Genomic DNA, 23,319 nt, shown 5'->3' on the forward strand with positions numbered 1-23,319 from the left:
CGCTATAGCGCCAGCTGCCCATTCTCGCCGACACAAGCAGCGCGCTCGCCAAATTGCAGCGCCCGCCCCTCGATGATCCGGGCAATGCGCTGCATCCCCGCTGATGGACGCGCCGGCTGCCGCAGCAGTGGATTGGGCAGCGCCGTCACCAGCAGCGTCGCGGTGCGCCAGTTGAGGTTTTGTGGTTCAATACCAAAGGCATAGTGGGCGCCCGCCGCCACGCCAAACTGCCCCTCCGGCCCCCATTCGGCGATATTGAGGTAGATCTCCATGATCCGCTTTTTCGGCATGATCAGGTCGATATAGAACGCCAACGGCACCTCCAGCGCCTTGCGCACGACGCTTTGGCCATTCCACAAAAACAGGTTCCGCGCCACCTGCATGGTGATGGTCGACGCCCCCCGCGCCTCCTCCCCCGCCATGAATTTCTGCACTTCGTCGCGCAGCGCCCCCATATCGACGCCGCCATGCCGGCAGAACTGGCCGTCTTCGGACAAGATAACCGACGCCTTGAGCCGGTCGGAAATGTCAGCGATATCGCGCCACTGCCGATCCACCGGACGGCCCGTGACATAGCGCTCCAGCATCGGCACCGAGATCGGATCGACCACCAGGTAGAGCGGCGTGAGCAGGGCCGGAATGGCCACGGCAATCGCCAATGCGATGCCGAGCCAGCGCAAGATGCCCTTGAGTGTGCTGCGTCGTGCCATGGGCACCCCTTAGCCGAGCAAACAAGGAGTTTCCAGTGCCACTTCCTCCCGGCTTGCAGCGGCGCGGCTGACCGGCTAGCAACGAGTCATGTATGATTTCGCTGCCGATATCGCCGATTGCGCTGCTGCTGTGGAAACCGCGCTGGAGCGCCAGCTTGTTGTTGCGCGCCTGTCAGGCCCCGGCCCGGCCGACGAGCGGCTGATTGCAGCCATGCGCCATGGCAGCCTTGAGGGTGGCAAACGGCTGCGGCCGCTGCTGGTGCGGCAGGCCGCCGCCATTTTCAACGCGGCCCCAGTCGGCGCGCTGACCGCCGGTCTCGCGGTGGAAATGATCCACTGTTATTCGCTGATCCATGACGATCTGCCGGCGATGGATGACGACGATCTGCGTCGCGGCCGCCCCACGGTGCACAAGGCCTATGACGACGCTACCGCCATCCTGGCCGGCGATGCCCTGCTCACCCACGCCTTTGGCATGCTGGTCGATCCGGCCTGCCATCCCGATCCGGCCGTGCGCCTGGCGCTGGTGGCCGAACTGGTTGCCGGCTCCGGCGCCGGCGGCATGGTGGGCGGGCAGATGCGTGATATCGCGGGCGAGCGCGGCGGCTTTTCCGGCAATGAAATTTCCACCATGCAGGCGATGAAGACCGGCGCGCTGATCCGCGCCAGCGTCCGCATGGGGGCCATTCTGGGCGGTGCCGAGCCGCGGGCCCTGTCGGTTCTCACCGCCTATGCCGAGGCCGCCGGCCGCGCTTTCCAGCTGGCCGACGACATTCTCGACGTCACCGCCACCCCTGAAGCCATGGGCAAGGCCACCGGCAAGGATGCCGCCAAGGGCAAGCAGACTTTGGTTGGCCAATTGGGCCTCGACGGCGCCCGCGCCCGGCTCGACCAGATCGTCAATGAGGCGGTCCTCTCGCTGCGCACCTTTGGTCCCAAGGCCGATGGGCTGCGCGCCACGGCCCGCTATTTTGCCAGCCGGGAGCATTGAGCAAGTGGCCACGCTGCTCAGCGTCAATCGCGGCAAGGCCGAACCGATCCCCGCCAAATCCGCGCTGACCGGCATCTTCAAGCGCCCGGTCGACGGGCCGGTCGAGATCGACGCGCAAGGCCTCGTGGATGACGCCATTGTCGACCGTCGCCACCATGGCGGCGTTGATCAGGCCATCTATGCCTATTTCGCCGATGACTATTTCTGGTGGGCCGGTGAGCTGGGACAGACCATGGAGCCCGGCCTATTTGGCGAGAACCTCACCATTTCCGGCGTCGAAGGTCGCAACGTCGCGGTCGGCGACCGCTTCGCCATCCATGATGTAGTGCTCGAAGTCACCTCGCACCGCACGCCCTGCACGGTGTTTTCCGCCCGCATGGGCGACAAGTTCTGGGCCAAGCGCTTCCATCGCGCCGGCCGCCCCGGCGCCTATTGCCGGGTCATTACGCCGGGCACGGTGGCCAGCGGCATGGACGTCGCCTATCATCCCTATGCCGGGGAACGCATCAGCGTCGCCGCATTGATGGCGCTGGATGGGGTGCGCGAGATCGATCCCGATTTCATGCGCCGCGCCCTCACCACGCCGGTGCATCATTTGATGCGCGCCGATTACGAAAACCGCCTCGCCCGCCTGTTCTGAAAGCGTCAAGATGAGCCTCCAATCCGTTCAAGCCGACCTCGCCGCCCGCGCCCCCGACCTCATCGTCGAAGTCACCACCGCCTCCACCGCCACGGTGCAACTGGCCGCCGCGGTGCATGGCGTCGAACCCGGCCAGATCGCCAAGACGCTGTGCATCCGCGTCAAGGACGAGGAATTCCTGCTGGTGACGCGTGGCGACGCTCGCCTCGACAACGTCAAATCCAAGGCCGCCTTTGGCGGCCGTCCGCGCATGCTCGGCGCCGAGGATGTATTGCGCCTGACCAGCCACGAAGTCGGCGGCGTCTGCCCCTTCGGCCTGCCGGCGCCGCTGCCGATCTACCTGGATAGCTCGCTCAAGGTTTACGCCGAGGTGATCCCCGCCGGCGGCGACACCCATGCTTCGGTGCGGCTGAACGTCGAGCGGCTGGCTGAATTGTGTGGTGGCCAATGGGTCGATGCCTGCGTGCCGCCGCTCGAAGTCGAAGCCTCGGTCTGACCGCAGGACATATTGCCGCGATCACGATAGCTTCACTGGTGCGCGCCGCACCGCCACCCTAGCTAAGCTGCACAGCCGCTTGGCTGGATGGATGACGAGTTAGGTTCCTGATGAAACTGTTTTATGCCCCCGGCGCGTGTTCGCTGGCCTCCCACATTGTACTCAACGAGCTGGGCCGGCCCTTTGCCATCGAGGCTGTCGATCTGCGGACGAAAAAGACCGCGTCCGACGCCGACTATTTTGCCATCAATCCGCGCGGCGCCGTACCGGCCCTCCAGGTCGCTGAAGGTCAGGTGCTGACCCAGGGTCCGGCGATCCTGCAATATCTGGGCGACAGCTCGGACATTGCCGCCTTCAAGCCCGCCGCCGGCACGCTGGAGCGCGCCCGCCTGCAGGAAGCGCTGGGCTTTATCGGCGATTTGCACAAGGCATCCGGCGGGTTGTTCAAGCCCAATATGAGCGACGAAGAGCGCGCCATTGTGCTGGCCGAAATCACCCGCCGGCTGAAGCAGTTCGAGGCGATGCTGCCCGAAGCCGGCCCCTATCTGCTGGGTGACTATACCCAGGCCGACGCCTACGCCTTCACCGTCATCAACTGGAGCCGCAGCACCATCGATCTGGCCACCGCCTTCCCCAAGATCGCAGCGCTGATGGCTGCCGTTGGCGCCCGCCCGGCCACTCAGGCCGCGCTCAAGGCCGAAGGCCTGATCTAGGCTACCTGCCCGCAAGGCATAGGGGCTTTGCGCCCCTTTGCCTTGCCCCGGCGCGCGGAAGGCCCTATATCGCCACTGCGAGGACGGCCTCCCCCTATTTTGGGACCTGCATTCGGGACGACCCGACACTCAAGGGAATGTTTCAATGCGGACCACCGCCGACCGTATCCGCCACGCTGTCAGCTTCGAAGTCATCGGCATTGCGCTGGCCACACCACTTGCCGCGCTAGCCTTCCACCTGCCCGGCGGCGATTCCGCCGTGGTGGTGGTGTTCGGCGCCACCATCGCCATGCTGTGGAACTATGTCTTCAATCTCGGCTTCGACCATCTGATGGTGCGCTGGCGCGGCAATACCGCCAAAACCGTCCCCATCCGCGTCGGTCATGCCATGCTGTTCGAGCTCGGCCTGCTGATCTTCATGCTGCCGGCCATCGCCTGGTATTTGCAGATCTCGCTGTGGGATGCGCTGCTGATGGATATCGCGCTGGCCGCGTTCTACATGGCCTACGCCTTCGTGTTCAATTGGGCCTATGACCGGGTGTTCCCGCTGGCCGAATGGCAGACCCAGGCCTGATCATAAAAAAGGGGCGCTAGCGCCCCTTTTGCATTTCTAAGCCAGATTTCCGGTCAGCCCGAGTACCAACAGCATAAGCAGCATGGCGCCCAGCCAGAGCCAGCGGCGGGGCACCGAAGCGAAGGGCGCGAAGAGCTGGCGGAAGAAATCACTCATTCCGCTGCCTCCCGGCCAGCGCCGAATTTGCGCTCGATATAATCGGCCACCATCACTTTGAACTGATCGGCCACATCGGCCCCGCGCAGCGTCGCCACCTTCTGGCCATCGACAAACACCGGCGCCGCCGGGGTTTCGCCAGTGCCGGGCAGCGAGATGCCGATATTGGCATGCTTGCTCTCGCCCGGGCCATTGACGATGCAACCCATCACCGCCACCGACAGACCTTCCACCCCCGGATAGCGCTCTTTCCACACCGGCATCGAGCTCGAGAGATGATCCTGAATCTCCTTGGCCAGCGACTGGAAGGTGGTGGAGGTGGTACGGCCACAGCCGGGGCACGCCGCCACCACCGGCACGAACTGCCGGAAGCCCATGGTCTGCAGCAGCTCCTGCGCCACCTTGACCTCGGTGGTGCGATCGCCGCCCGGTTCGGGGGTCAGCGAAATGCGGATGGTGTCGCCGACGCCCTGCTGCAGCAAAATGCCCAGTGCCGCCGACGAGGCGACAATGCCCTTGGACCCCATGCCAGCCTCGGTCAGCCCCAGATGCAGCGCATAATCGCAGCGCGAAGCGAGATCCTGATACACCGCGATCAGATGCTGGACGTCGGATACCTTGGTCGAGAGGATGATCTTGTCGCGGCCCATGCCCAGCTCTTCGGCGCGCTGCGCGCTCAACAGCGCTGACTGGATAATTGCTTCGCGCTGCACGGCTGAGGCCGAAATCGGCGTCTGCGACACCGCGTTTTCGTCCATCAGCTTGGTGAGCAGCTCTTCATCGAGCGAGCCCCAGTTCACCCCGATACGCACCGGCTTGTTGTACCGGTTGGCAATCTCGATCAGCGTCGAAAACTGCGTGTCGCGCTTGGCCTTGAAGCCGACATTGCCCGGATTGATGCGGTATTTGGCCAGCGCCTCGGCGCAGGCCGGGTGGTCGGTCAGCAGCTTGTGGCCGATATAGTGAAAATCGCCGACCAGCGGCACGTCATAGCCCATGACGGCCAGCCGATCGCGGATGATCGGCACCGCAGCGGCGCTCTCATCGCGGTCGACGGTGATGCGGACGATCTCCGAACCGGCGCGCGCCAGCTGCATCACCTGTTTGACCGTCGCATCGATATCGGCAGTATCGGTATTGGTCATCGACTGCACGACCACGGGCGCGCCGCCGCCGACCATCACGCCGCCAACATCCACACCCACCGATTGCCTGCGCATTGCCGGGCCAGCCATAAGACACCTCTAAAGTTCTGCAGCAGAAATAGGCCGGGCGGCCCGCCGACGCAATGTTTCTAGGTGATGCCAACCGACGCAGGCGGACCCAAAAATGTGATCGGCCCGCTCTTGATCCCCGGCGGACCCATCCCATTTATCAATCATGTTCAGCACCCTCCTCCCCCGCATCGTCCTTTTCCGCAAAGAAGCCCTTCTGCTTTGGAAGGCGTTACTGGCGCGTGAAACCCCGCTTTACCTCAAGGCCGCGACGCTGTTTGCCGCGTTCTACCTGATCAATCCGTTCGACATCATTCCCGATGTCCTGCCCTTCATTGGCTGGGTCGATGATCTGATCCTGATCCCGTTGATGGTGAGCTGGATCGTCAGCCGCCTGCCGGTGCCGGTGCGTGCCGACCCGCGCGAGCGCAACGGCCAGACCATTGATGGTCAGGCGCGCCGGGTCTAGGCGAACACTCCCCCAATAAAAAAGGCCCGGATCACTCCGGGCCTTTTTTCTATTCGAAGCGGACCAGCAGGTCCTTGGCGTCAATCTGGTCGCCGGGCTTGATCAGCAATTCGGCGATCACCCCATCGGCTTCGGCGTGGATGGCGGTTTCCATCTTCATCGCTTCAATCGAACACAGCACATCGCCGGCACTGACTGTCTGACCCTGTTTGACGTTGAGCGCCGAGATCACGCCCGGCATCGGCGCGCCAACCTGCTTGGGATCGCCCAAGGCGGCCTTGGCCCGCACTTTGACGGCGCCGGCGGTCAGCCGGTCGGGCACGGTGATGGTGCGCGGCTGACCATTGAGGTCGAAGAACACCCGCACTTCGCCCTTGTCGTTGGTTTCGGCGCGGCTGAGATATTGCAGCACCAGCGTTTTGCCCTTTTCCAGATCGACCAGCAGTTCCTGGCCTTCCACGAGGCCATAGAAATACACCGGCGTCGGCAGCACCTCGGTGGGGCCGTAGCGATCCTGAGTCTTTTCAAAATCGGAAAAAACTTTGGGGTACATCAGGTAAGAGGCGAGGCGGAAATCATCGATCGGATGGCCGACTTCGTCCTCGATCTTCTTGCGCTCGGCTTCGAGGTCGACATCCTTGAGATAGGAGCCCGGCCGTTCAGTCAGCGGGGCCTTGCCCTTGAGCACCTTCTTTTGCAGCGCCTCGGGGAAGCCGCCCGGCGGCTGGCCCAGATCGCCAGCGAAGAAGCCGACCACGGAATCCGGAAAGGCGATATCGCGCTTGGGGTCTTCCACATCGGCGCGAGTCAGTCCGGCCGAAACCATGGCCAGTGCCATGTCGCCGACCACCTTGGAGCTCGGCGTCACCTTGACGATATCGCCGAACATCTGGTTGACGTCGGCATAGGTCTGGGCGACTTCGTGCCAGCGGGTTTCCAGACCCAGCGAACGCGCCTGTTCCTTGAGATTGGTGAACTGGCCACCCGGCATTTCGTGCAGATAGACTTCCGAAGCGCCGCCCTTGAGATCGCTCTCAAAGGCGCGATACTGCGTGCGCACCGCTTCCCAATAGAAGGAAATCTGGCGGATCGCCTTGGCGTCGAGTCCGGGATCGCGCTCGCCGTCCCGCAGCGCCGCCACGATGGAGCCAAGGGTCGGCTGGCTGGTGGTACCGCTCAGCGCATCCATCGCCGCATCGACCGCATGGACGCCGGCATCGACTGCCGCCAGCACGGTAGCGGAGGCCGCCCCCGAGGTGTCGTGGGTATGCAGGTGGATCGGCAGGTCGGTTTCGTTGCGCAAAGTTTCGATCAGCTTGCGCGCTGCTGCGGGCTTCAGCAGCCCGGCCATATCCTTGAGACCCAGAATATGCGCGCCGGCCTGTTCCAGCTCCTTGGCCAGCCCGACATAATATTTGAGATCATATTTGGCGCGGTCGGGATCGAGCACATCGCCGGTGTAGCAGATGACGCCTTCTGCCACCTTGCCGGCATCGAGCACCGCATCAAGCGAGACCCGCATATTCTCGACCCAGTTCAGGCAATCGAAAACGCGGAAGATATCGACGCCACCCTTGGCCGCCTGGGCGACGAAGAACTTGACGACATTATCTGCATAGTTGGTGTAGCCGACGCCATTGCTGCCGCGCAGCAGCATCTGCGTGAGAATATTGGGCGCGCCTTCGCGCACCTTGGCCAGCCGCTCCCATGGGTCTTCATTGAGGAAGCGCATCGCCACGTCAAACGTCGCCCCGCCCCAGCATTCGAGGCTGAACAGGTTCGGCAGACCGCGCGAATAGGCTTCGGCAATGCGGGTGATGTCGAAGCTGCGCATGCGCGTCGCCAGCAGGCTCTGATGGGCATCGCGCATGGTGGTGTCGGTGAACAACACCCGCTTCTGGCTTTTCATCCAGTCGGCGAGCCCCTTCGGCCCGTCACGATCCAGAATCTGCCGGCTGCCTTCGATGGCCGCCAGCGGCGGAAATTCGGGCACCACCGGCGCCGCGGCAGCTGCGGGCGGCCGAGGCCGGTCGCGCACTTCGGGATGGCCGTTGACCGTCACGTCCGCGATGTAGCTCAACAGCTTGGTCGCGCGATCCTTGCGCGGGGTGAAGTTGAACAGCTCCGGCGTCGTATCGATGAAGCGCGTGGTATAGCGGTTCTCGACGAAATCGGGGTGGGTGATGATGTTTTCGAGGAAGGCCAGATTGGTCGAGACGCCACGGATGCGGAACTCGCGCAAGGCGCGATGCATGCGGGCAATCGCTTCTTCGGCGGTCGGGGCCCAGCAGGTGACCTTTTCCAGCAGCGGATCATAGAACCGGGTGATGATGGCCCCGGAATAGGCAGTGCCGCCATCAAGCCGCACGCCAAAGCCGGTAGCGCCGCGATAGGCGGTGATGCGGCCATAATCGGGAATGAAATTCTGCTCGGGGTCTTCGGTGGTCACCCGGCACTGAATGGCATTGCCGTTGAGCCGGATATCCTGCTGCAGCGGCACGCCGGATTCGGGGGTGCCGATCACCGCGCCATCGAGCAGATGGATCTGCGCCTTGACGATGTCGATGCCGGTCACTTCCTCCGTGACGGTATGCTCGACCTGGATGCGCGGATTGACCTCGATGAAATAGAATTTGTCAGTGTCGGCATCCATCAGGAATTCAACAGTGCCGGCGCCGCGATAATTGGCGGCATTGCCCAGCCGCACGGCGGCATCGGTCAGTTCCTTGCGCACTGCATCCGACAGATACGGCGCCGGAGCGCGCTCCACCACCTTCTGGTTGCGACGCTGCACCGAGCAGTCGCGCTCATAGAGATGCACCAGATTGCCATGGGCGTCGCCGATCAGCTGCACTTCCACATGCCGCGCCCGCTCGACCAGCTTTTCGAGATACATCTCGTCCTTGCCGAACGCCGCCTTGGCCTCGCGCTTGCCTTCGGAGACTTCCGACAGCAGCGACGCCTCATCCATGATGCGGCGCATGCCGCGCCCGCCGCCGCCCCAGCTCGCCTTGAGCATCAGCGGATAGCCGATCTCGGCAGCCAGCTTTTTGATCATCGCCGGATCATCCGGCAGCGCGCCGGTCGCCGGCACCACCGGCACGTTGGACGCGATGGCCATGTTGCGCGCGGCAACCTTGTTGCCGAGGTCGCGCATGGTCTGGGCGCGTGGGCCGATAAAAATGATACCGGCTTCCTCGCAGGCATCAACAAATTCCGGGCTTTCTGCCAGCAGGCCATAGCCGGGATGGATGGCATCGGCACCGGACAGCCGCGCGATACGGATATATTCCTCGATCTGCAGATAGGCTTCGACCGGGCCAAGCCCCTTGCCGATCAGATAGGCCTCATCCGCCTTGAAGCGGTGCAGCGCCAGCTTGTCCTCTTCGGCAAACACGGCCACCGTTTTGAGCCCCAGCTCATTGGCGGCGCGGAACACGCGGATGGCAATTTCGCTGCGATTGGCGACGAGGATTTTCTTGATAGGCATGGATAACCGTTCCGAGCTGGAGGGGTTAGGGACCCGTAAGGGTCCGGCTCAGGTCGTCAACGGCGGTCGTGACGGTTGCCCGTTCAACCGCCGAAACAGATTAAGTCTAGTTGCGGCCGAGATGACCGGCGAGGTGGCTCATGTCGTAGCCGGCTTCGGCCGCCTGCGAAATGATCTCATCCGCCGCTACGTCTCCGGCCTGGCTCAGCGCCCACAAGGTGGTGGAACGCGTCCCCGAACGGCAGAAACAGAAGACCGGACCAGCGCTCCCCTCGAGCACTGATTTGGTCTGCTCGACCATGGCGGGGGAAACCCCTTCACGGCCCAGCGGGATAGCATAATAGGCTAGGCCCGCCGCCTTGGCGGCAGCCTCGATGACGGCGCCGTCCGGCTGGTCGGGCGATTCGCCATCGGGGCGGTTGTTGACGATGGCCACGAAACCGGCGGCTTTGAGCGCGGCGACATCCTCAGGCTGAATCTGCCCCGAGACGGTGACGTGATCGTTGATCCGTTTCAAATCCAAAGTCGCTACTCCCGCTGCCACACTCGGCTTCACGGCGCCCTTATATCTGCGCCATTGCGCCGGACGCAACTACGACGGAAGGATAGCTGTCATGAAGCTGTCACGGGTCTTCGCCGACGCCCGGCGTATACCGCGCCAGAGCCTTGATGACCTGCCGAGCGGTAATGCGCCCGATCTGGCGGCCTTCATCATCCAGCACGCCCACCCATTGGTGTTCATCAAACAGCGGCAGCACATCCTCACAGCGGGCATTTTTGGACACCGCCTGGGCGCAGGGCTCGTGCTCGCCCCGCTCCATGATCGAGCGCACATGGATGGCGCGGGCCTTGTTCACCTCGCGCACAAAGTCCTCGATATGCGCATTGGCCGGCCGCAGCACGATATCTTCCGGCTTGCCTTCCTGCTGCAGCGCCCCATCCTTGAGCACCGCGATGCGGTCGCCGATCTTGAGCGCCTCATCGAAATCATGGGTGATGAACAGAATGGTCTTGCCCAGTGATTTCTGCAGCTCGATCAATTGATCCTGCATGCCGGAGCGGATCAGCGGGTCGAGCGCCGAAAAGGCCTCATCCATCAGGATGATGTCGGTATCCAGCGCCAGCGCCCGCGCCAGACCGACGCGCTGCTGCTGGCCACCCGAGAGCTGGCGCGGCTGGCTTTGCTCATAGCCGGACAGCCCGACGATCTCGATCCACTTGGCCGCCGCCTTGAGCCGCTCGGCCTTGCTGACGCCGCGCACTTCCAGCCCATAGGCGACATTGTCGATCACCGAACGATGCGGCAGCAGGCCAAACTTCTGGAACACCATGGCCACCTGGGTGCGCCGATAGGAGCGCAGCGCGTCGTGGTCCATCTGCAGCACGTCGGTGCCATTGACCACGATCTCGCCGGAGGTGGGCTCGATCAGGCGATTGACGTGGCGGATCAGCGTCGACTTGCCCGAGCCCGACAGGCCCATGACCACGAAAATCTGGCCACGGGCGATATCGAGCGACACATCGTCGAGCCCCACCACATGGTCGGTCTCGGCCTGTACTTCGGCCTTGGATTTGCCGGAGCGCAGCAGCGCCAGCGCGCCTTGCGGGTCCCTGCCGAAAATCTTGGTCACCCCACGCATGGCGATGGCGAGGTCGGTGGCTTTATCGCCCAACTGGGCGGGCGAGGTCATGACGTTCATCTAGCGCGCCTCCGACAGGCCGATACGGCCCTGCAATTGTTTGCCGAATGATTGGGTGATGCGGTCGAAAATGATGGCGAGCGCGACAATGCCGAGCCCGGCAAACAGCCCGCGGCTGACTTCAAGCCGGCCGATGCCCTGCAACACCTGATAGCCCAGCCCGCCGGCCCCGATCATCGAGGCGATCACCACCATGGCCAAGGCCATCATCGTGGTCTGGTTGACGCCAGCCAGAATGGTCGGCAGCGCCAAGGGAATCTGCACGCCGAACAGGCGCTGGCGCGGACTGGTGCCGAAGGCCCGGCTGGCCTCCATTACCGCCGGATCAACCGAGCGCAGGCCCAGATCGGTCAGCCGCACCAAGGGCGGCGCCGCATAAACGATGGTGGCGATCAGCGCCGGAATCTTGCCGGGGCCGAAGATCATCACCGTGGGAATGAGATAGACGAAGCTGGGCATGGTCTGCATCAGATCCAGCACCGGGGTGATGATCTGCCGGGTCCGCGAGGACCGGCTCATCCACACGCCGACCGGAATGGAGACCAGAATGGCGGTGATGGTCGCGGCGATCATCAAGGCCATGGTGGTCATGGCGTCCTGCCACAAATCCATCACGCCCAGAAACAGCAGCGAGGTCAGCACCACCGCCGGCAGCTTCCAGTTCCGTGTGGCCAGCCAGGCAATGCCGCCCAGAATGGCCATGATCAGCCACCACGGGGTGGCGATCAGCAGGCTCTCAATGGATTTGAGCAGCATCAGCAGCGGATAGGCGGCGGCCTCAAAGCCATCGCCCCAATTGCGGACGACCCAGTTGAGGGCATCGTCAATGGCGCGTCGCAGCGGCCGGGAATCAATAATATCGGGAAACACGCGGGCTCTCTTTTCGGGAGTTCGGTGCGCATGATGCCGAAAAGCGATAGATCGCGCCTTCGGGCATCATACGGAAAGCGGCCGGGTCGCAACCCGGCCGCGTCATCATGGGAACGAACAATCAGCTCAGGCTGGCTTTGACCTTTTCGGCCACTTCGGGCGACACCCAGCCGCTCCACAGCTCTTCCTTGGTACGCAGGAAGTTTTCGGCGGTCGCGGCGGCATCGGCCTGGTTCTCGTCGCCATAGACCAGCAGCTCGCTGATTTCGGCATTGGTCAGGCCGACCTTGGTGAAATACTCGGCCACTTCCGGGGCTTCCTCGGTCAGCCAGGCGGCAGCGCCAACCACGGCGGGCGAGGACGGATAGGCGGTCACGCCGGCGGGTTCGTCGCAATCGGGATCGGTGTTGCAGATATAGACGGCCTCATCGGGCTCGCCCATTTCCAGCTGCACCGCGTCATACTTGCCCAGGATTGCTGTCGGACCCCAATAGTAGAACACGATAGCTTCTTCGCGTACGAAGGCGCGGGCGATGGAAGCATCCAGCGTGCCGCCCGAACCGGGCGAGAACAGGTTCCACGTCGCATCCATGTCATAGGCCTCGAACAGCGCCGAGGTGGACAGCTCGCAGGCCCAGCCCGGCGGGCAGGAATACAGCCGCCCCTGGCTGGAATCTTCGGGATCGGGGAACAGATCGGGGCGCGCGATCACGTCGGTGGCCGACACCAGTTCGGGATGGGCCTCCTGGGTGTAGCGCGGGATGAACCAGCCTTCGACCGTGCCATCGGTGATGGCCTCGCCCAGCGACACCACACTGCCCTCGGCAACGCCTTCGGCCCAGGGCTCTTCAATGGCGCTGGTCCACAGCTCGGGCGCTACGGCCGGCGAGCCACGCGTCAGCATGGACGATGAGGTGGGAACAGTGTCGCCAGTGACGATCTCGACATCGCAGCCAAAGCCGGCTTCGAGAATGGTGGCGTGAATATGAGCCAGAGCGGCCGCTGACGGCCAGGTCATCTCGGCAATGTCGATGGTGCGATCAGTACCGCAGGCGGCGGTGGAGTCCTGGGCGATGGCGGGTACGGTTGCAGCGGACAACAGCGCAACGGTCATCGCGGCGGCAATGCCACCGGATTTCAATATCATCAGGTCGTCTCCTGGGATTTTTGGGATGTTCAAACCATACAGCACAATACAGTCCTGTCAAATCGCCCAATACTTGACAGATAACTGTTAAAATTGGCAATTTAGACTTGGCGTCTATTCTGAAATAGATTTCAATAAGACTGCCACAAGAGAAAAACTTGCTCACGCAAGTGCCCGCAAGTGGTCACGACATCACGCCGCAAGTGAAAAATAATTAGCGGCCATCTGATCGCCGCAAAATCGCCCAGTTTGCAGCGGTTACGGCGCGGCCGGGCCGGCCCAGCGGCGCCAGAGATCTTCTCGCTCGGCCACAAAGCGGTCGGCAATGCCCTCCACCGTGGCCCCGGGCTCGTTCAGCTGGGCCAGCAAAGCATTCATCTCGGCGAGCGGCAGGCTGGTGCGCTGGAAATAGGCGGCGATGGTCGGAATGTCGGTAAACACCCATTCAGCAAGGGCCACGACCACGGTTTCGCTGGGGAAGGCGCTGGGCACTGGCGTGGGGCAGCCGAGCCGCGCCAGGCACTTGGCCGCCTCTTCGTCATAGGCGCCCATATCGAGCGGCACGAAATTGAACTGCGCCAGCACCGCATTGGGCTGCCAGTAATAAAACAGGATCGGCTCGCGTCGGCTCACCGCTTCGGCGATCAGCATATCCATCTCGAAGCGATTGCCCGGCTCGACCAGTTCCACCATGCCGGTCAGCCCCAGCGCCGCGAGCAGATTGCGGTTGATCAGCGCGCAGGCCCAATCGGCCGGGCAGGAGACGAAGCGCACCTTGACCCCATTATTGAGCGTCGGCATGGCGGCCGCCAGCCCGGCGACGCCGGTCAGTTCCGGATGCCCCGCCGCGACATAATCCGGCATGAACCAGCCCTCGAACTGGGTCTCCACATAGGTGGAAGAGGCAGGCCGCAGCATTTGCGCGGCGATGCCGGCATTCCACACGTCGGCGATACGCGTCACCCACATTTCCGGCGCCACGGCCGGCTGGCCGGTCGACCCCATCGACGACCCCGTGGCCGCCAGATCGCCGGGCGTGACCCGCACCTCGCAGCCAAATTCGCGGGCCAGAACCCGGGCATGGATTTCGGCCAGCAATTCCGCCGATGGCCAGCTCATTCGGGCAATGGAGAGTGGCTGGACACCACAGGGCGGCGGCGGCGCAACCGGCTCCGCCGGCGCAGCGGCGGGCTGGGCCGCATCCTGGGCCTGATCGAGCACGGTGAGCTGCGCCAGGGCCGGCGTCGCGGCCAGCGCGAGCAGTCCCAGCAGTGCCGCGCGCCATCGCTTCGCCATCATGGCTGCCACTCCCACCTCAGGCCAAATCTATGCAAAATGCGGCCCCGTTAAGCAACAGCCACAGCGGGCTGATTTGCCAATCAATACCCGGTGACTCCGCCCAATCAAATGTGCAACAGTCCCCCCAGTGGGGCGTGGGTTGCGCCCCCTTTATCGCGTCGTTCCGCGTGGAAAAGACTGGCTCAGGCAAGAGCCGCCCCCGGACCGGCCCAGCAGAGGGACGAACATGATCAATCTCAAGAATACACTGGTAATGGCTGTTGCCGCTTCGGCGCTCGCCATTGCTGCCCCTGCCATGGCGCAGGAGGTCAAGCTCGGCTTCCTGGCCGACATTACCGGCCCCATCGCCGGCTTCGCGCCTGGCATGGTTGATGCCGCCAATCTGGCCATCACCAATGTCAACGATCAGGGCGGCATGTTCGACGGCCAGAAGCTGACTTCGGTGCTGGCTGACAGCGCCTGCGACGGCGGCGCCGCTGGTCCGGCTGCTGACCGTCTGGTCAATACCGAGCAGGTCGTGGCGATCTTTGGCGGCTACTGCTCCGGCGCCACCATTGCCGGCGCCAATGGCTCGGCCATTCCGGGTAATGTCGTGATGATCTCGCCAGCCTCGACCGCTCCGGCCGTTGCCGAGCTGGACGACAACGACCTGGTGTTCCGCGACGTGGTTCCGGACTCCATCCAGGGCGTCAAGGCCGCTGAACTGCTGCTCGCTCAGGGCACCAAGGAAGTCGGCGTGACCTATGTCAATAACGACTATGGTTCGGGCCTCGCCGGTGCCTTTGTCGACGCCTTCGTCGCTGGTGGCGGCAAGGTGCTGGCCAATGTGGCCCATGAAGACGGCAAGGCCGACTACCGCCCCGAAATCGGGCAGGTCGAAGCTGCCGGCGCATCCACGCTGGTGATCTATGGCTACGAAAACGCCGGTGGCGGCGCCATCCTGAACCAGGCCATCGAAGCCGGCTCGTTCACCCAGTTCGTTGGTGGCGACGGCATGGCCGGTGAAGCCCTGCTTGCCGGCCGCGATGCGGCTGCGCTTGAAGGCATGATCCTGACCCAGGCTGCTGCGGCTGCTGGCCCGTCCTTCGACGCGCTGGACGCCCTCACTAAGGCGGCTGGCCAGGACGTCAACGGCACCTATGTGACCAACTCCTACGACGCCGTGTTCCTGCTGGCCCTGGCCATCGAAAAGAGCGGCTCGGCCGATCGTGACGGCATCTCCGCCGCCCTGCGTGAAGTCTCCAATGCTCCTGGCGAAACCATCCTGCCGGGCGAGTGGACCAAGGCCAAGGAGCTGATCGCAGCTGGCACCGACATCAACTACGAAGGCGCTTCGGGCACCATCGAGTTCGACGCTGTCGGTGACGTGGCCGGCGCCATCAACTACTTCGTCATCGAAGGCGGCAAGTCCGTCAACAAGGGCCTGATCGAGTAGTCTTGATCGCCTGAACCGACTGAAGGCCCGGGAGCGATCCCGGGCCTTTTTCATGGGAGCCGCTCATGGCAAATGACGAGACACTGGCGTTTTACGCCAACAACGCCGCCGACTATGTGCGTGACGGTGGCGACCGGCCCACCCCACGCCTGGTGGCCTTTCTCGACGCCCTCACCCCCGGCGCCCGCATTCTCGAGCTCGGCACCGGCAGGGGGCGCGACGCCGCCGTCATGCTGGAGCGCGGCTTTGATGTCGACGCCACCGACGCTTCGCCCGAGCTGGCGGCCGAGGCCAGCACGCGACTTGGCCGCATGGTGCGCATGCTGCGTTTTGACGAACTTGATGCGCCGGCGACCTATGACGCGGTCTGGGCCTGTGCCTGCCTGCTGCACGCCCCGGCGGCCGAGCTGACCGACGACCTGCGCCGCATCCATGCCGCCTTGCGCCCCGGCGGCCTGTTCACCGCCAGCTTCAAGGCCGGCACTGGCGAAGGCCGCGACCGCTTCGGCCGCTACTACAACTATCCCGACCGCGACACGCTGCTGGCGCATTTTCGCGCCGCCGCCGACTGGTCGAGCCTACAGCTCGAAGAGGTTGCGGGGAACGGCTATGACCGCGCGCCCACCCAATGGCTCTGGGTCACTGCCCGGACATAAAAAGGCCCACAGCTGAACGCTGCGAGCCCTCTAAATTTTTCGCCGGCTTGTGCCGCGCTTAGCCCTCGCGGCGGATCACTTCGGGGATCAGCCCCTTTGGCGCGAAGCGCAGGGCGACCGAGATCACCACACCGAGTACGAAGACCCGCATCTGCAGCGCGCGCGAGTCGATTTCGGGAATCGCACCCCAGCCCAGATTGGTCGTCAGATGCGACAGGTTGAGGAACAGCAGCTGCGCCACCGGGTCGGACAGGATCCAGACCACATAGATCAGCAGCGCCCCCAGCAACACGCCCCAGCTATTGCCGGCGCCGCCAACGATCACCATCACCCAGATCATGAAGGTGTGGTTGATCGGCTGATAGCCCGAGGGATCGAAAATCTGGCTGAACGTCACCAGCATGGCGCCGCCAATGCCCATCAGCACCGAGCCCAGCACGAACAGCTCCAACTGCCGACCGGTCACGTCCTTGCCCATCGAACTGGCGGCAATGTGGTTGTCGCGGATGGCCCGCATCATGCGGCCCCACGGCCCGCCATAAGCGCGCTGGATGAAGTAGAACACGACGATCAGCACCACCACCGCCAGCGCCAGGAAACCCATCCGGGCCTGCACGAAGCTGTCGGCAATGCCCACGCCATTGGCCTGCAGCGCCTGGGGCAGCGGCGTCGGCCACGGGATCGGCGACACCGACATGGTGCCGCGGGTCAGCCAGTCCATATTCTTGATCAGCGCCCGGATGATCTCGGAAATGCCGATGGTGGCGATGGCGAGATAGTCAGTGCGCAGGCCAAGGCTGATCTTGCCGACAAAAAAGGCAATGATCGCCGCCAGCAGGCCACCGAACAACCAGCCCAGCACCGGATTGAGCCCCAGCCCGCCGATAAAGCCGGCGGTGGATTCGATATAGGCGGCGGCGGGATCGATCTGGCTGCGATAGATCACATAGGCAATGAACCAGGCCAGCACGACGACGAAGCCATAAAGGAAGCCGCGCAGCCCCAGACGCTTGGTCTGGCGCGCGGCATAGACCAACGCCACGCCGATCAGGAAGGCGAGCAGCGCCCGCCCCAGCATCATCGGCCCGTCTGAATCCCAGAAGCTGGCATTGACCGGATAGGAGATGAACACCACCCCGGCGCCGCCCACCATCAGGAAGCCCATGATGGCGAAGTTGAACAGCCCGCCATAACCCCACTGGATATTCAGACCCAGCGCGATCAAGGCGAAGCCGGTGGCCTGCACCAGGATCAGCAGCATGCTGGCGCTGCCCTGCGACACGCCAGCGGCTGCCACCAGCACGAAGAGCGCGATGAACAAGGCGATGCCGCGATAAAGCGGGCGGTCGATCCAGCGGATTTTTGCCTCGGTCGCGCTCATGACGACGCTCCCTTGAAGATACCCGTCGGTCGCACCAGCAGCGTCACCACCAGAATGATGAAGGCGACGGTGAGCTTGTACTCGGTGGGCACCAGCGCCAGATTGGCCGGCAGTTCCATGCCCTCGGGCAGCAAGCCGTTGAGCGGGCGCAGCACGGCCGTCCAGTTGAACACCGCCAGCGTTTCGGCAAAGGCGATGAGGAAGCCGCCGACGATGGCGCCATAGGCATGGCCCAGCCCGCCAACGATGGCGGCAGCAAAGATCGGCAGCACGATATTGAAGGCCAGATCGGGCATCAGCGCCACGTCGAGCGCCAGCATCACCCCGGCGACGCAGGCCAGACCGCCGGCGATCACCCAGGTCACCCGCACCACCAGCGCGGTATTGATCCCCGACACCTGTGCCAGATCGGCATTGTCGGCCATGGCGCGCATCGCCTTGCCCAGTCGCGAGCGGGTCAGGAACAGATGCAGCGCGATCACCAGAATGGCAGTGACCACGAACATCAGCACCTGCGGCTCGGTGATCGAAATCGGCCGCGTCCCGCCAAAGGCGCTCATATCGATGCGGAAGATATCCTTGGGTTCATTCTCGTAGAAGCTGCGGGTGCCCGAACCGAAAATCAGCCGGATCAGGCCCTGGATCATCAGCGTCACGCCGATCGAGGCGATCAGCAGCGTCACCGGCTGGGCCCCGCGCTTGCGCAAAGGGGCATAAAAGCCCTTGTCGATGCCCAATGCCAGGAAGGCGGCGATCACCATGGCGATCGGCAGCACCACGAAGCCCATCGGCAGCGGCGTCACGATGCCCATGGCCGTGAACAGCCCCGCCAGCACAAAGGCGATGAAGGCCCCCATGGTCATCATGTCGCCATGGGCGAAATGGGCGAAGCGCAGAATGCCGAAGATCAGCGTGATGCCGATGGCACCCAGCGCATAGATCGAACCGAGCACGGTGCCCGAAATCAGCACGCGATTGATAAAGAATATGAGTTCGTCCATGACCCTCAGCCCCCGAGGAAACTTTTGGCGACTTCGGGATCGGCAATCAGCTCGGCGCCCGTGCCGGTAAATCGGTTCTGGCCATTGGCGAGCACGAAGCCGCGCGAGGCGAAGGCCAGCGCCTGACGCGCATTCTGCTCGACCATGAGAATGCCGACGCCTTCCTTGTTAACCCGCACGATGGTTTCGAAAATCTCGATGACATAGCGCGGCGACAGCCCGGCTGAGGGCTCGTCCAGCATCAGCAGGGTTGGCTTGCTCATCAGGGCGCGGCCCATGGCCACCATCTGACGCTGTCCACCCGACAATTCGCCCGCCGGCTGGCGGCGCTTTTCCGCCAGCACCGGGAACATCTGATAGACCCAGTCCATCGTGTCCTTGAAATCGTCGCGCCGGGTAAAGGCGCCCATTTCGAGGTTTTCTTCGACGGTCAGCGAGGTGAAGACGTTCTTTTCCTGCGGCACGAAGCTGAGCCCCTTGGGCACCAGCGCGTCGGGCAGCGAATTGACGACATTCTCGCCCTGAAATTCGATGGTGCCGCCGGTGACCTTGAGCAGGCCGAAAATCGCCTTGAGCGTGGTCGACTTGCCGGCGCCGTTGGGCCCGACAATGACGCCGATATCGGACTGCTCAATGGCCATGCTGACACCATTGAGGATCGGCGCGCCACCATAGCCGCCGACGACATGTTTCAATTCAATCAGGGGCATTAGCGGGTTTCCCCCAAGCAGAGCCGGCTTTGGAACAACAGAACCCTCATCTACGCCACCGCCACGGGGGTGCCGAAATAGGCTTCGACGATGGCGGGATTGGCGCGGATTTCGGCCATGGAGCCCTCGGCGATCTTTTCGCCCTGCGCCATTACGATTACCGGGTCGCATAGCCGGGCGATCAGATCCATATCGTGCTCGATGACGAAGAAGGTGTAGCCCAGCTCCTTGTTCATCCGCTCGATATTGCTCGCCAGATCGTTGAGCAGCGTCTTGTTGACGCCCGCCGCGACCTCGTCGAGCAGCACCACCTTGGCGTCGACCATCATGGTGCGGCCCAGTTCGAGCAGCTTTTTCTGCCCGCCCGAAAGATTGCCGGCCAGCTCGTTGCGCACATGGCCCAGCTTGAGGAAGTCGATGACATCCAAGGCTTTTTTGCGCACCTCGGTCTCGCGCGAGCGCGCCAGACCGGGCCGGAACCAGGCATTGCCCAGCGACTCGCCGGGCTGATCGCCGGGGACCATCATCAGGTTTTCGATGGCCGACATATTGGAGAATTCATGCGCAATCTGGAAGGTGCGCAGCATGCCGGTGCGGAACAATTGATGCGGCTTGAAGCCGGTCACATCGGCGCCGTCGAAGATCACCGTGCCCTCATCGGGCTCGATGTTGCCGGCGACAATATTGAACAGGGTGGACTTGCCCGCACCATTCGGTCCGATCAGCCCGGTCACCGAGCCGCGTCGCACCGAGAGCGAGCAGTTGTTCACAGCGGTCAAGCCGCCAAAGCGTTTGCTGACGTTACGAACGTCGATAACCAAGTCAGAAGGCACCAAAGCCGTCCCGTCTCCCCAATACGATGCATGCCCGGTTGAACATCCAGGCTATTTTGCGGCATCTGTTCATAAGGCGGGCAATGGGTCAACTTGACTTTTCAAGTTGCAAGCCGGCTTTGCAATCGCTTCAACGCCGGAAAATCGCCGCTAAACGTCTGGCGCGTCAGGCGATCCCAGATAGACCAGCACCGCGTCGGCCGTCGATTTATTGTTGGCGCAGAGCACATCATACAGCGTCGCCAGCCGGGTCAGCGCCTTGACGTCGACGTCATGCGGCTGCGCCGTCATCGGATCGATAAAGAAGATCAGAACATCCAGTTTGCCCTCGGCGATCATCGCGCCGAGCTGCTGGTCGCCGCCCAGCGGGCCGCTTTTGAGCAGCGCCACCGACAGGCCCGTGGCGGCCATCACCCGGCTGCCAGTGGTGCCGGTGCCCCATAGTTCATGCTGGCTAAGGATGTGGCGATGTCGGGCGGCCCAGACGCAAAGATCGTCCTTTTTATCGTCATGTGCCACCAACCCGATCCGCGCCATGCTGCTCTCCATCCTGCTCAGATTGCTTCAAGCATGCTTGCAGCAATCTGGGCAATGGCTGGCAGCATGCTGACAGTTTTCTTGCGGTTGTCTTGCTAGAATTCGTTCCAGTCCGGCGAGATCGCCGCATTGCCGATACTGCGCAAGGCGGGGGTCGGCCGGGCCGGCTTTTTGGCGACCGGCGCAGCGCCTTCCATTTTGAAGATGTCGACGATCTGATCGAGTTCACTGGCCTGGGCTTCGGTCTGCTCGATGGCAGCATTGGTCTGTTCGACCAGCGCGGCATTGTGCTGGGTCATCTCGTCCATCAGCCGCACCGCGACGGTGACCTCCTCGAGCGCCGCCGCCTGTTCGCTATTGGCCAGGGCAATGGCATCGATCAGGGTCGAGCTTTCCCGCGCCCCATTGAGGATGGCCAGCAGCTGTTCGGAGGCCTGACCGACCAGGCGGGAGCCATTTTTGACTTCGCTGGCGCTGGCTTCGATCAGCACCTTGACCTCGCTGGAGGCCTGCGCTGCCGATTGGGCCAGGCGCCGCACTTCGACAGCGACCACGGCAAAGCCCTTGCCGGCATCACCGGCGCGGGCGGCTTCGACCGAGGCGTTCAGCGCCAGCAGATTGGTTTGGAAGGCGATGTCGTCGATCAACCCGATAATATTGGAGATCTTGCCCGAGCTGGTCTCGATGGCGCCCATGGCTTCATTGGCCCGGGCCATCACCTGCCCGCCTTCGGTGGCGCTGGAGGAGACGGCCTGCGCCTTCTGGCTGGCGGTGGAGGCGCGGGTCGCATTGTCCTGTACGGCGGTGGAGAGCTGTTCCACGGAGGCCGAGGTTTCCTCGATGGTCGCCGCCTGCTTGGTGGTGCGTTCCGACAGATCGTTGGCGCCGGAGAGGATTTCGCTGGTCGCGGTCTTGAGCGAGCGCGAGGTCTTTTGCAGGCCGCCGACAATATCGAGCAACCGCCCCAGCGACTGATTGAAGGCCAGCCGCAACTGCTCATACTGGCCGGTGAATTCGCTATCGATGCGCCCGCTCAGATCGCCCTCGGCCATTTTGGCGAGGCTGGCGGTCAGATGGGCGATAATGCCTTCGGCGCGTTTGCGCTCGGTGATGTCGGTGGCGAATTTCACCACTTTGACCACCCGGCCCTGCGCATCAAGGATCGGGTTGTAGGACGCCTGAATCCAGACTTCCTTGCCACCCTTGCCGAAGCGCTGGAACTCGGCGGCCACATATTCCCCGCCATGCAGCCGCTCCCAGAAGCTTCGGTAGTCGGCGCTGGCGGCATAGGCCGGATCGCAGAACATGCGGTGATGCTTGCCGACGATGTCGTCGAGCCGATAGCCGAGCACGGCAAGGAAATTTTCATTGGCACTGCGCACCGTGCCGTCGAGGTTGAATTCGACGATGGCCTGCGCCCGGCTGATGGCGGCAATCTGGGCCTCGTGGTCGGCCGCCTGATTGGTCTGGGCGGTGACGTCGGTGGCGAATTTGATCACCTTGACCGGCTTGCCGGCCTTGTCGAACACCGGATTGTAGCTGGCCTGAATCCACACCTCGCGCCCGCCCTTGCCAAGGCGCCGATAGGCGGCGGCCTGGAACTTGCCGGCGGCAAGATCGGCCCAGAACTGCTGATAGGCCGGCGACTGCGCCTCGGCGGGATCGGCAAAGAGGCGGTGATGCTGGCCCACGACCTCATCGAGCGCATAGCCCAGGGCATTGAGGAAATTCGCGTTGGCGGTGATTATGGTGCCGTCGAGCCCGAACTCGATCACCGCCTGGCTGCGCATGATCGCCTCGACCTTGGCCTTGTCGTCGCTGCCGCTATTCCGTCCGAATAATCCCATCGAAAAGGCCCTCCAGCCCCATGCGTCCAGCGCTGACCGGCGCAGCAGTCAGGTTAGAAAATAATGGATAAATGTGAGTTTTGATGGCGCTAGTGGACACTGCGTAGATGCAGCGGGTCCGCTTGCGGCCTGTGGCCGTCTGGAGGTCTAGTGGCTGGCAGCGGCAGTTGATTTGCGGAGTGAAGCACGGCTCGATCGTCCACCTTGAATCGCCGGGCCTGCCCGCGATGCTGCGTTGATCTGCGTCCCGCTCAAGCTGCGCGAGAAAGGTTAATGGACCGACAATTTCGCGCTGGGGCGGGCCTATGGGGGGCTTGGTGTTGGAGGGCCTCGATGCCGTCCCCTCCCCCTTGAGGGGAGGGTTAGGGTGGGGGTGTCGGAGCCTCCACACACATCGAGCCTGGGGGAACCACGATACCCCCACCCCCGCCCTCCCCTCAAGGGGGAGGG

Annotated in this window: 22 protein-coding genes; 8 read left to right on the plus strand and 14 right to left on the minus strand. The window is 63.4% G+C overall.

Annotated features, from left to right (window positions below; genetic code table 11):
- Positions 1 to 2: 2 nt before the first annotated feature.
- Positions 3 to 710 (minus strand): transglycosylase domain-containing protein, encoded by a 708-nt coding sequence (locus tag ACX3OZ_RS05970; RefSeq protein ID WP_459093847.1) that lies wholly within the window; start codon positions 708 to 710, stop codon positions 3 to 5.
- Positions 711 to 798: 88 nt separating this feature from the next.
- Here ACX3OZ_RS05970 and ACX3OZ_RS05975 point away from each other — a divergent pair, with 88 nt between their 5' ends.
- The 5 genes from ACX3OZ_RS05975 (at position 799) to ACX3OZ_RS05995 (ending at position 4,124) form a co-directional block, all read left to right on the plus strand.
- Entirely contained in the window at positions 799 to 1,701 is a 903-nt protein-coding gene (locus ACX3OZ_RS05975; protein ID WP_459093848.1) for a polyprenyl synthetase family protein, read from the plus strand.
- 4 nt (positions 1,702 to 1,705) lie between these two features.
- Positions 1,706 to 2,341 (plus strand): MOSC domain-containing protein, encoded by a 636-nt coding sequence (locus ACX3OZ_RS05980; protein ID WP_459093849.1) that lies wholly within the window; start codon positions 1,706 to 1,708, stop codon positions 2,339 to 2,341.
- A gap of 10 nt (positions 2,342 to 2,351) precedes the next feature.
- Positions 2,352 to 2,837: a YbaK/EbsC family protein gene (locus tag ACX3OZ_RS05985; protein WP_459104022.1), complete on the plus strand. Its 486-nt coding sequence runs from the start codon at positions 2,352 to 2,354 to the stop codon at positions 2,835 to 2,837.
- A gap of 110 nt (positions 2,838 to 2,947) precedes the next feature.
- Positions 2,948 to 3,550: a glutathione S-transferase family protein gene (locus ACX3OZ_RS05990; protein WP_459093851.1), complete on the plus strand. Its 603-nt coding sequence runs from the start codon at positions 2,948 to 2,950 to the stop codon at positions 3,548 to 3,550.
- A 145-nt stretch (positions 3,551 to 3,695) separates the two neighbouring features.
- A complete protein-coding gene (locus ACX3OZ_RS05995) occupies positions 3,696 to 4,124 on the plus strand; it encodes a PACE efflux transporter (protein WP_459093852.1) in 429 nt (142 codons plus the stop codon).
- Positions 4,125 to 4,276: 152 nt separating this feature from the next.
- Here the strand turns inward: ACX3OZ_RS05995 and ispG are convergent, their stop codons facing one another.
- Positions 4,277 to 5,515 (minus strand): flavodoxin-dependent (E)-4-hydroxy-3-methylbut-2-enyl-diphosphate synthase, encoded by a 1,239-nt coding sequence (ispG, locus tag ACX3OZ_RS06000; protein WP_459093853.1) that lies wholly within the window; start codon positions 5,513 to 5,515, stop codon positions 4,277 to 4,279.
- A gap of 145 nt (positions 5,516 to 5,660) precedes the next feature.
- On the opposite strand from ispG, the gene ACX3OZ_RS06005 reads away from it, so the two are divergent.
- The gene (locus ACX3OZ_RS06005; RefSeq protein WP_459093854.1) at positions 5,661 to 5,963 is read left to right on the plus strand and encodes a YkvA family protein; all 303 of its coding nucleotides are present in this window, start codon (positions 5,661 to 5,663) and stop codon (positions 5,961 to 5,963) included.
- Between the two features lie 49 nt (positions 5,964 to 6,012).
- Here the strand turns inward: ACX3OZ_RS06005 and pyc are convergent, their stop codons facing one another.
- The 6 genes from pyc to ACX3OZ_RS06035 form a co-directional block, all read right to left on the minus strand.
- Positions 6,013 to 9,453, minus strand: coding sequence for a pyruvate carboxylase (gene pyc / locus ACX3OZ_RS06010; protein ID WP_459104023.1), 3,441 nt, complete (start codon positions 9,451 to 9,453; stop codon positions 6,013 to 6,015).
- 106 nt (positions 9,454 to 9,559) lie between these two features.
- On the minus strand, positions 9,560 to 9,976 hold the full coding sequence (locus ACX3OZ_RS06015) for a protein tyrosine phosphatase family protein (protein WP_459104024.1): 417 nt from the start codon (positions 9,974 to 9,976) through the stop codon (positions 9,560 to 9,562).
- A 100-nt stretch (positions 9,977 to 10,076) separates the two neighbouring features.
- The gene (locus ACX3OZ_RS06020) at positions 10,077 to 11,153 is read right to left on the minus strand and encodes a quaternary amine ABC transporter ATP-binding protein (protein ID WP_459104025.1); all 1,077 of its coding nucleotides are present in this window, start codon (positions 11,151 to 11,153) and stop codon (positions 10,077 to 10,079) included.
- A complete protein-coding gene (locus ACX3OZ_RS06025) occupies positions 11,154 to 12,023 on the minus strand; it encodes an ABC transporter permease (protein ID WP_459104026.1) in 870 nt (289 codons plus the stop codon).
- A gap of 121 nt (positions 12,024 to 12,144) precedes the next feature.
- Complete coding sequence (locus ACX3OZ_RS06030; protein ID WP_459104027.1) at positions 12,145 to 13,170, minus strand: ABC transporter substrate-binding protein; 1,026 nt, start codon at positions 13,168 to 13,170, stop codon at positions 12,145 to 12,147.
- A gap of 258 nt (positions 13,171 to 13,428) precedes the next feature.
- Positions 13,429 to 14,469, minus strand: coding sequence for a glycine betaine ABC transporter substrate-binding protein (locus ACX3OZ_RS06035; protein WP_459104028.1), 1,041 nt, complete (start codon positions 14,467 to 14,469; stop codon positions 13,429 to 13,431).
- Positions 14,470 to 14,695: 226 nt separating this feature from the next.
- Here ACX3OZ_RS06035 and ACX3OZ_RS06040 point away from each other — a divergent pair, with 226 nt between their 5' ends.
- Together ACX3OZ_RS06040 and ACX3OZ_RS06045 are read left to right on the plus strand one after the other, a co-directional pair.
- Positions 14,696 to 15,904, plus strand: a complete 1,209-nt coding sequence (locus ACX3OZ_RS06040; protein ID WP_459093861.1) for an ABC transporter substrate-binding protein — start codon at positions 14,696 to 14,698, stop codon at positions 15,902 to 15,904.
- Between the two features lie 65 nt (positions 15,905 to 15,969).
- Positions 15,970 to 16,560 (plus strand): class I SAM-dependent methyltransferase, encoded by a 591-nt coding sequence (locus ACX3OZ_RS06045; RefSeq protein WP_459104029.1) that lies wholly within the window; start codon positions 15,970 to 15,972, stop codon positions 16,558 to 16,560.
- A gap of 58 nt (positions 16,561 to 16,618) precedes the next feature.
- On the opposite strand, the gene ACX3OZ_RS06050 is transcribed toward ACX3OZ_RS06045, so the two are convergent.
- The 6 genes from ACX3OZ_RS06050 to ACX3OZ_RS06075 form a co-directional block, all read right to left on the minus strand.
- The gene (locus ACX3OZ_RS06050; RefSeq protein ID WP_459093863.1) at positions 16,619 to 17,941 is read right to left on the minus strand and encodes a branched-chain amino acid ABC transporter permease; all 1,323 of its coding nucleotides are present in this window, start codon (positions 17,939 to 17,941) and stop codon (positions 16,619 to 16,621) included.
- Positions 17,938 to 18,942, minus strand: coding sequence for a branched-chain amino acid ABC transporter permease (locus ACX3OZ_RS06055; protein WP_459093864.1), 1,005 nt, complete (start codon positions 18,940 to 18,942; stop codon positions 17,938 to 17,940). The genes ACX3OZ_RS06050 and ACX3OZ_RS06055 overlap by 4 nt, the downstream gene beginning before the upstream one ends.
- 5 nt (positions 18,943 to 18,947) lie before the next feature.
- Positions 18,948 to 19,652 carry an ABC transporter ATP-binding protein gene (locus tag ACX3OZ_RS06060; protein ID WP_459093865.1) on the minus strand — a complete coding sequence of 235 codons (705 nt, stop codon included), beginning with the start codon at positions 19,650 to 19,652 and terminating at the stop codon, positions 18,948 to 18,950.
- Between the two features lie 50 nt (positions 19,653 to 19,702).
- On the minus strand, positions 19,703 to 20,473 hold the full coding sequence (locus tag ACX3OZ_RS06065; RefSeq protein ID WP_459104030.1) for an ABC transporter ATP-binding protein: 771 nt from the start codon (positions 20,471 to 20,473) through the stop codon (positions 19,703 to 19,705).
- 162 nt (positions 20,474 to 20,635) lie between these two features.
- Positions 20,636 to 21,022: a methylglyoxal synthase gene (locus tag ACX3OZ_RS06070; RefSeq protein ID WP_459093867.1), complete on the minus strand. Its 387-nt coding sequence runs from the start codon at positions 21,020 to 21,022 to the stop codon at positions 20,636 to 20,638.
- Between the two features lie 95 nt (positions 21,023 to 21,117).
- Positions 21,118 to 22,869 (minus strand): methyl-accepting chemotaxis protein, encoded by a 1,752-nt coding sequence (locus ACX3OZ_RS06075; protein WP_459104031.1) that lies wholly within the window; start codon positions 22,867 to 22,869, stop codon positions 21,118 to 21,120.
- Positions 22,870 to 23,319: the final 450 nt, after the last annotated feature.

The sequence above is a fragment of the Devosia sp. A369 genome, from assembly GCF_054489345.1.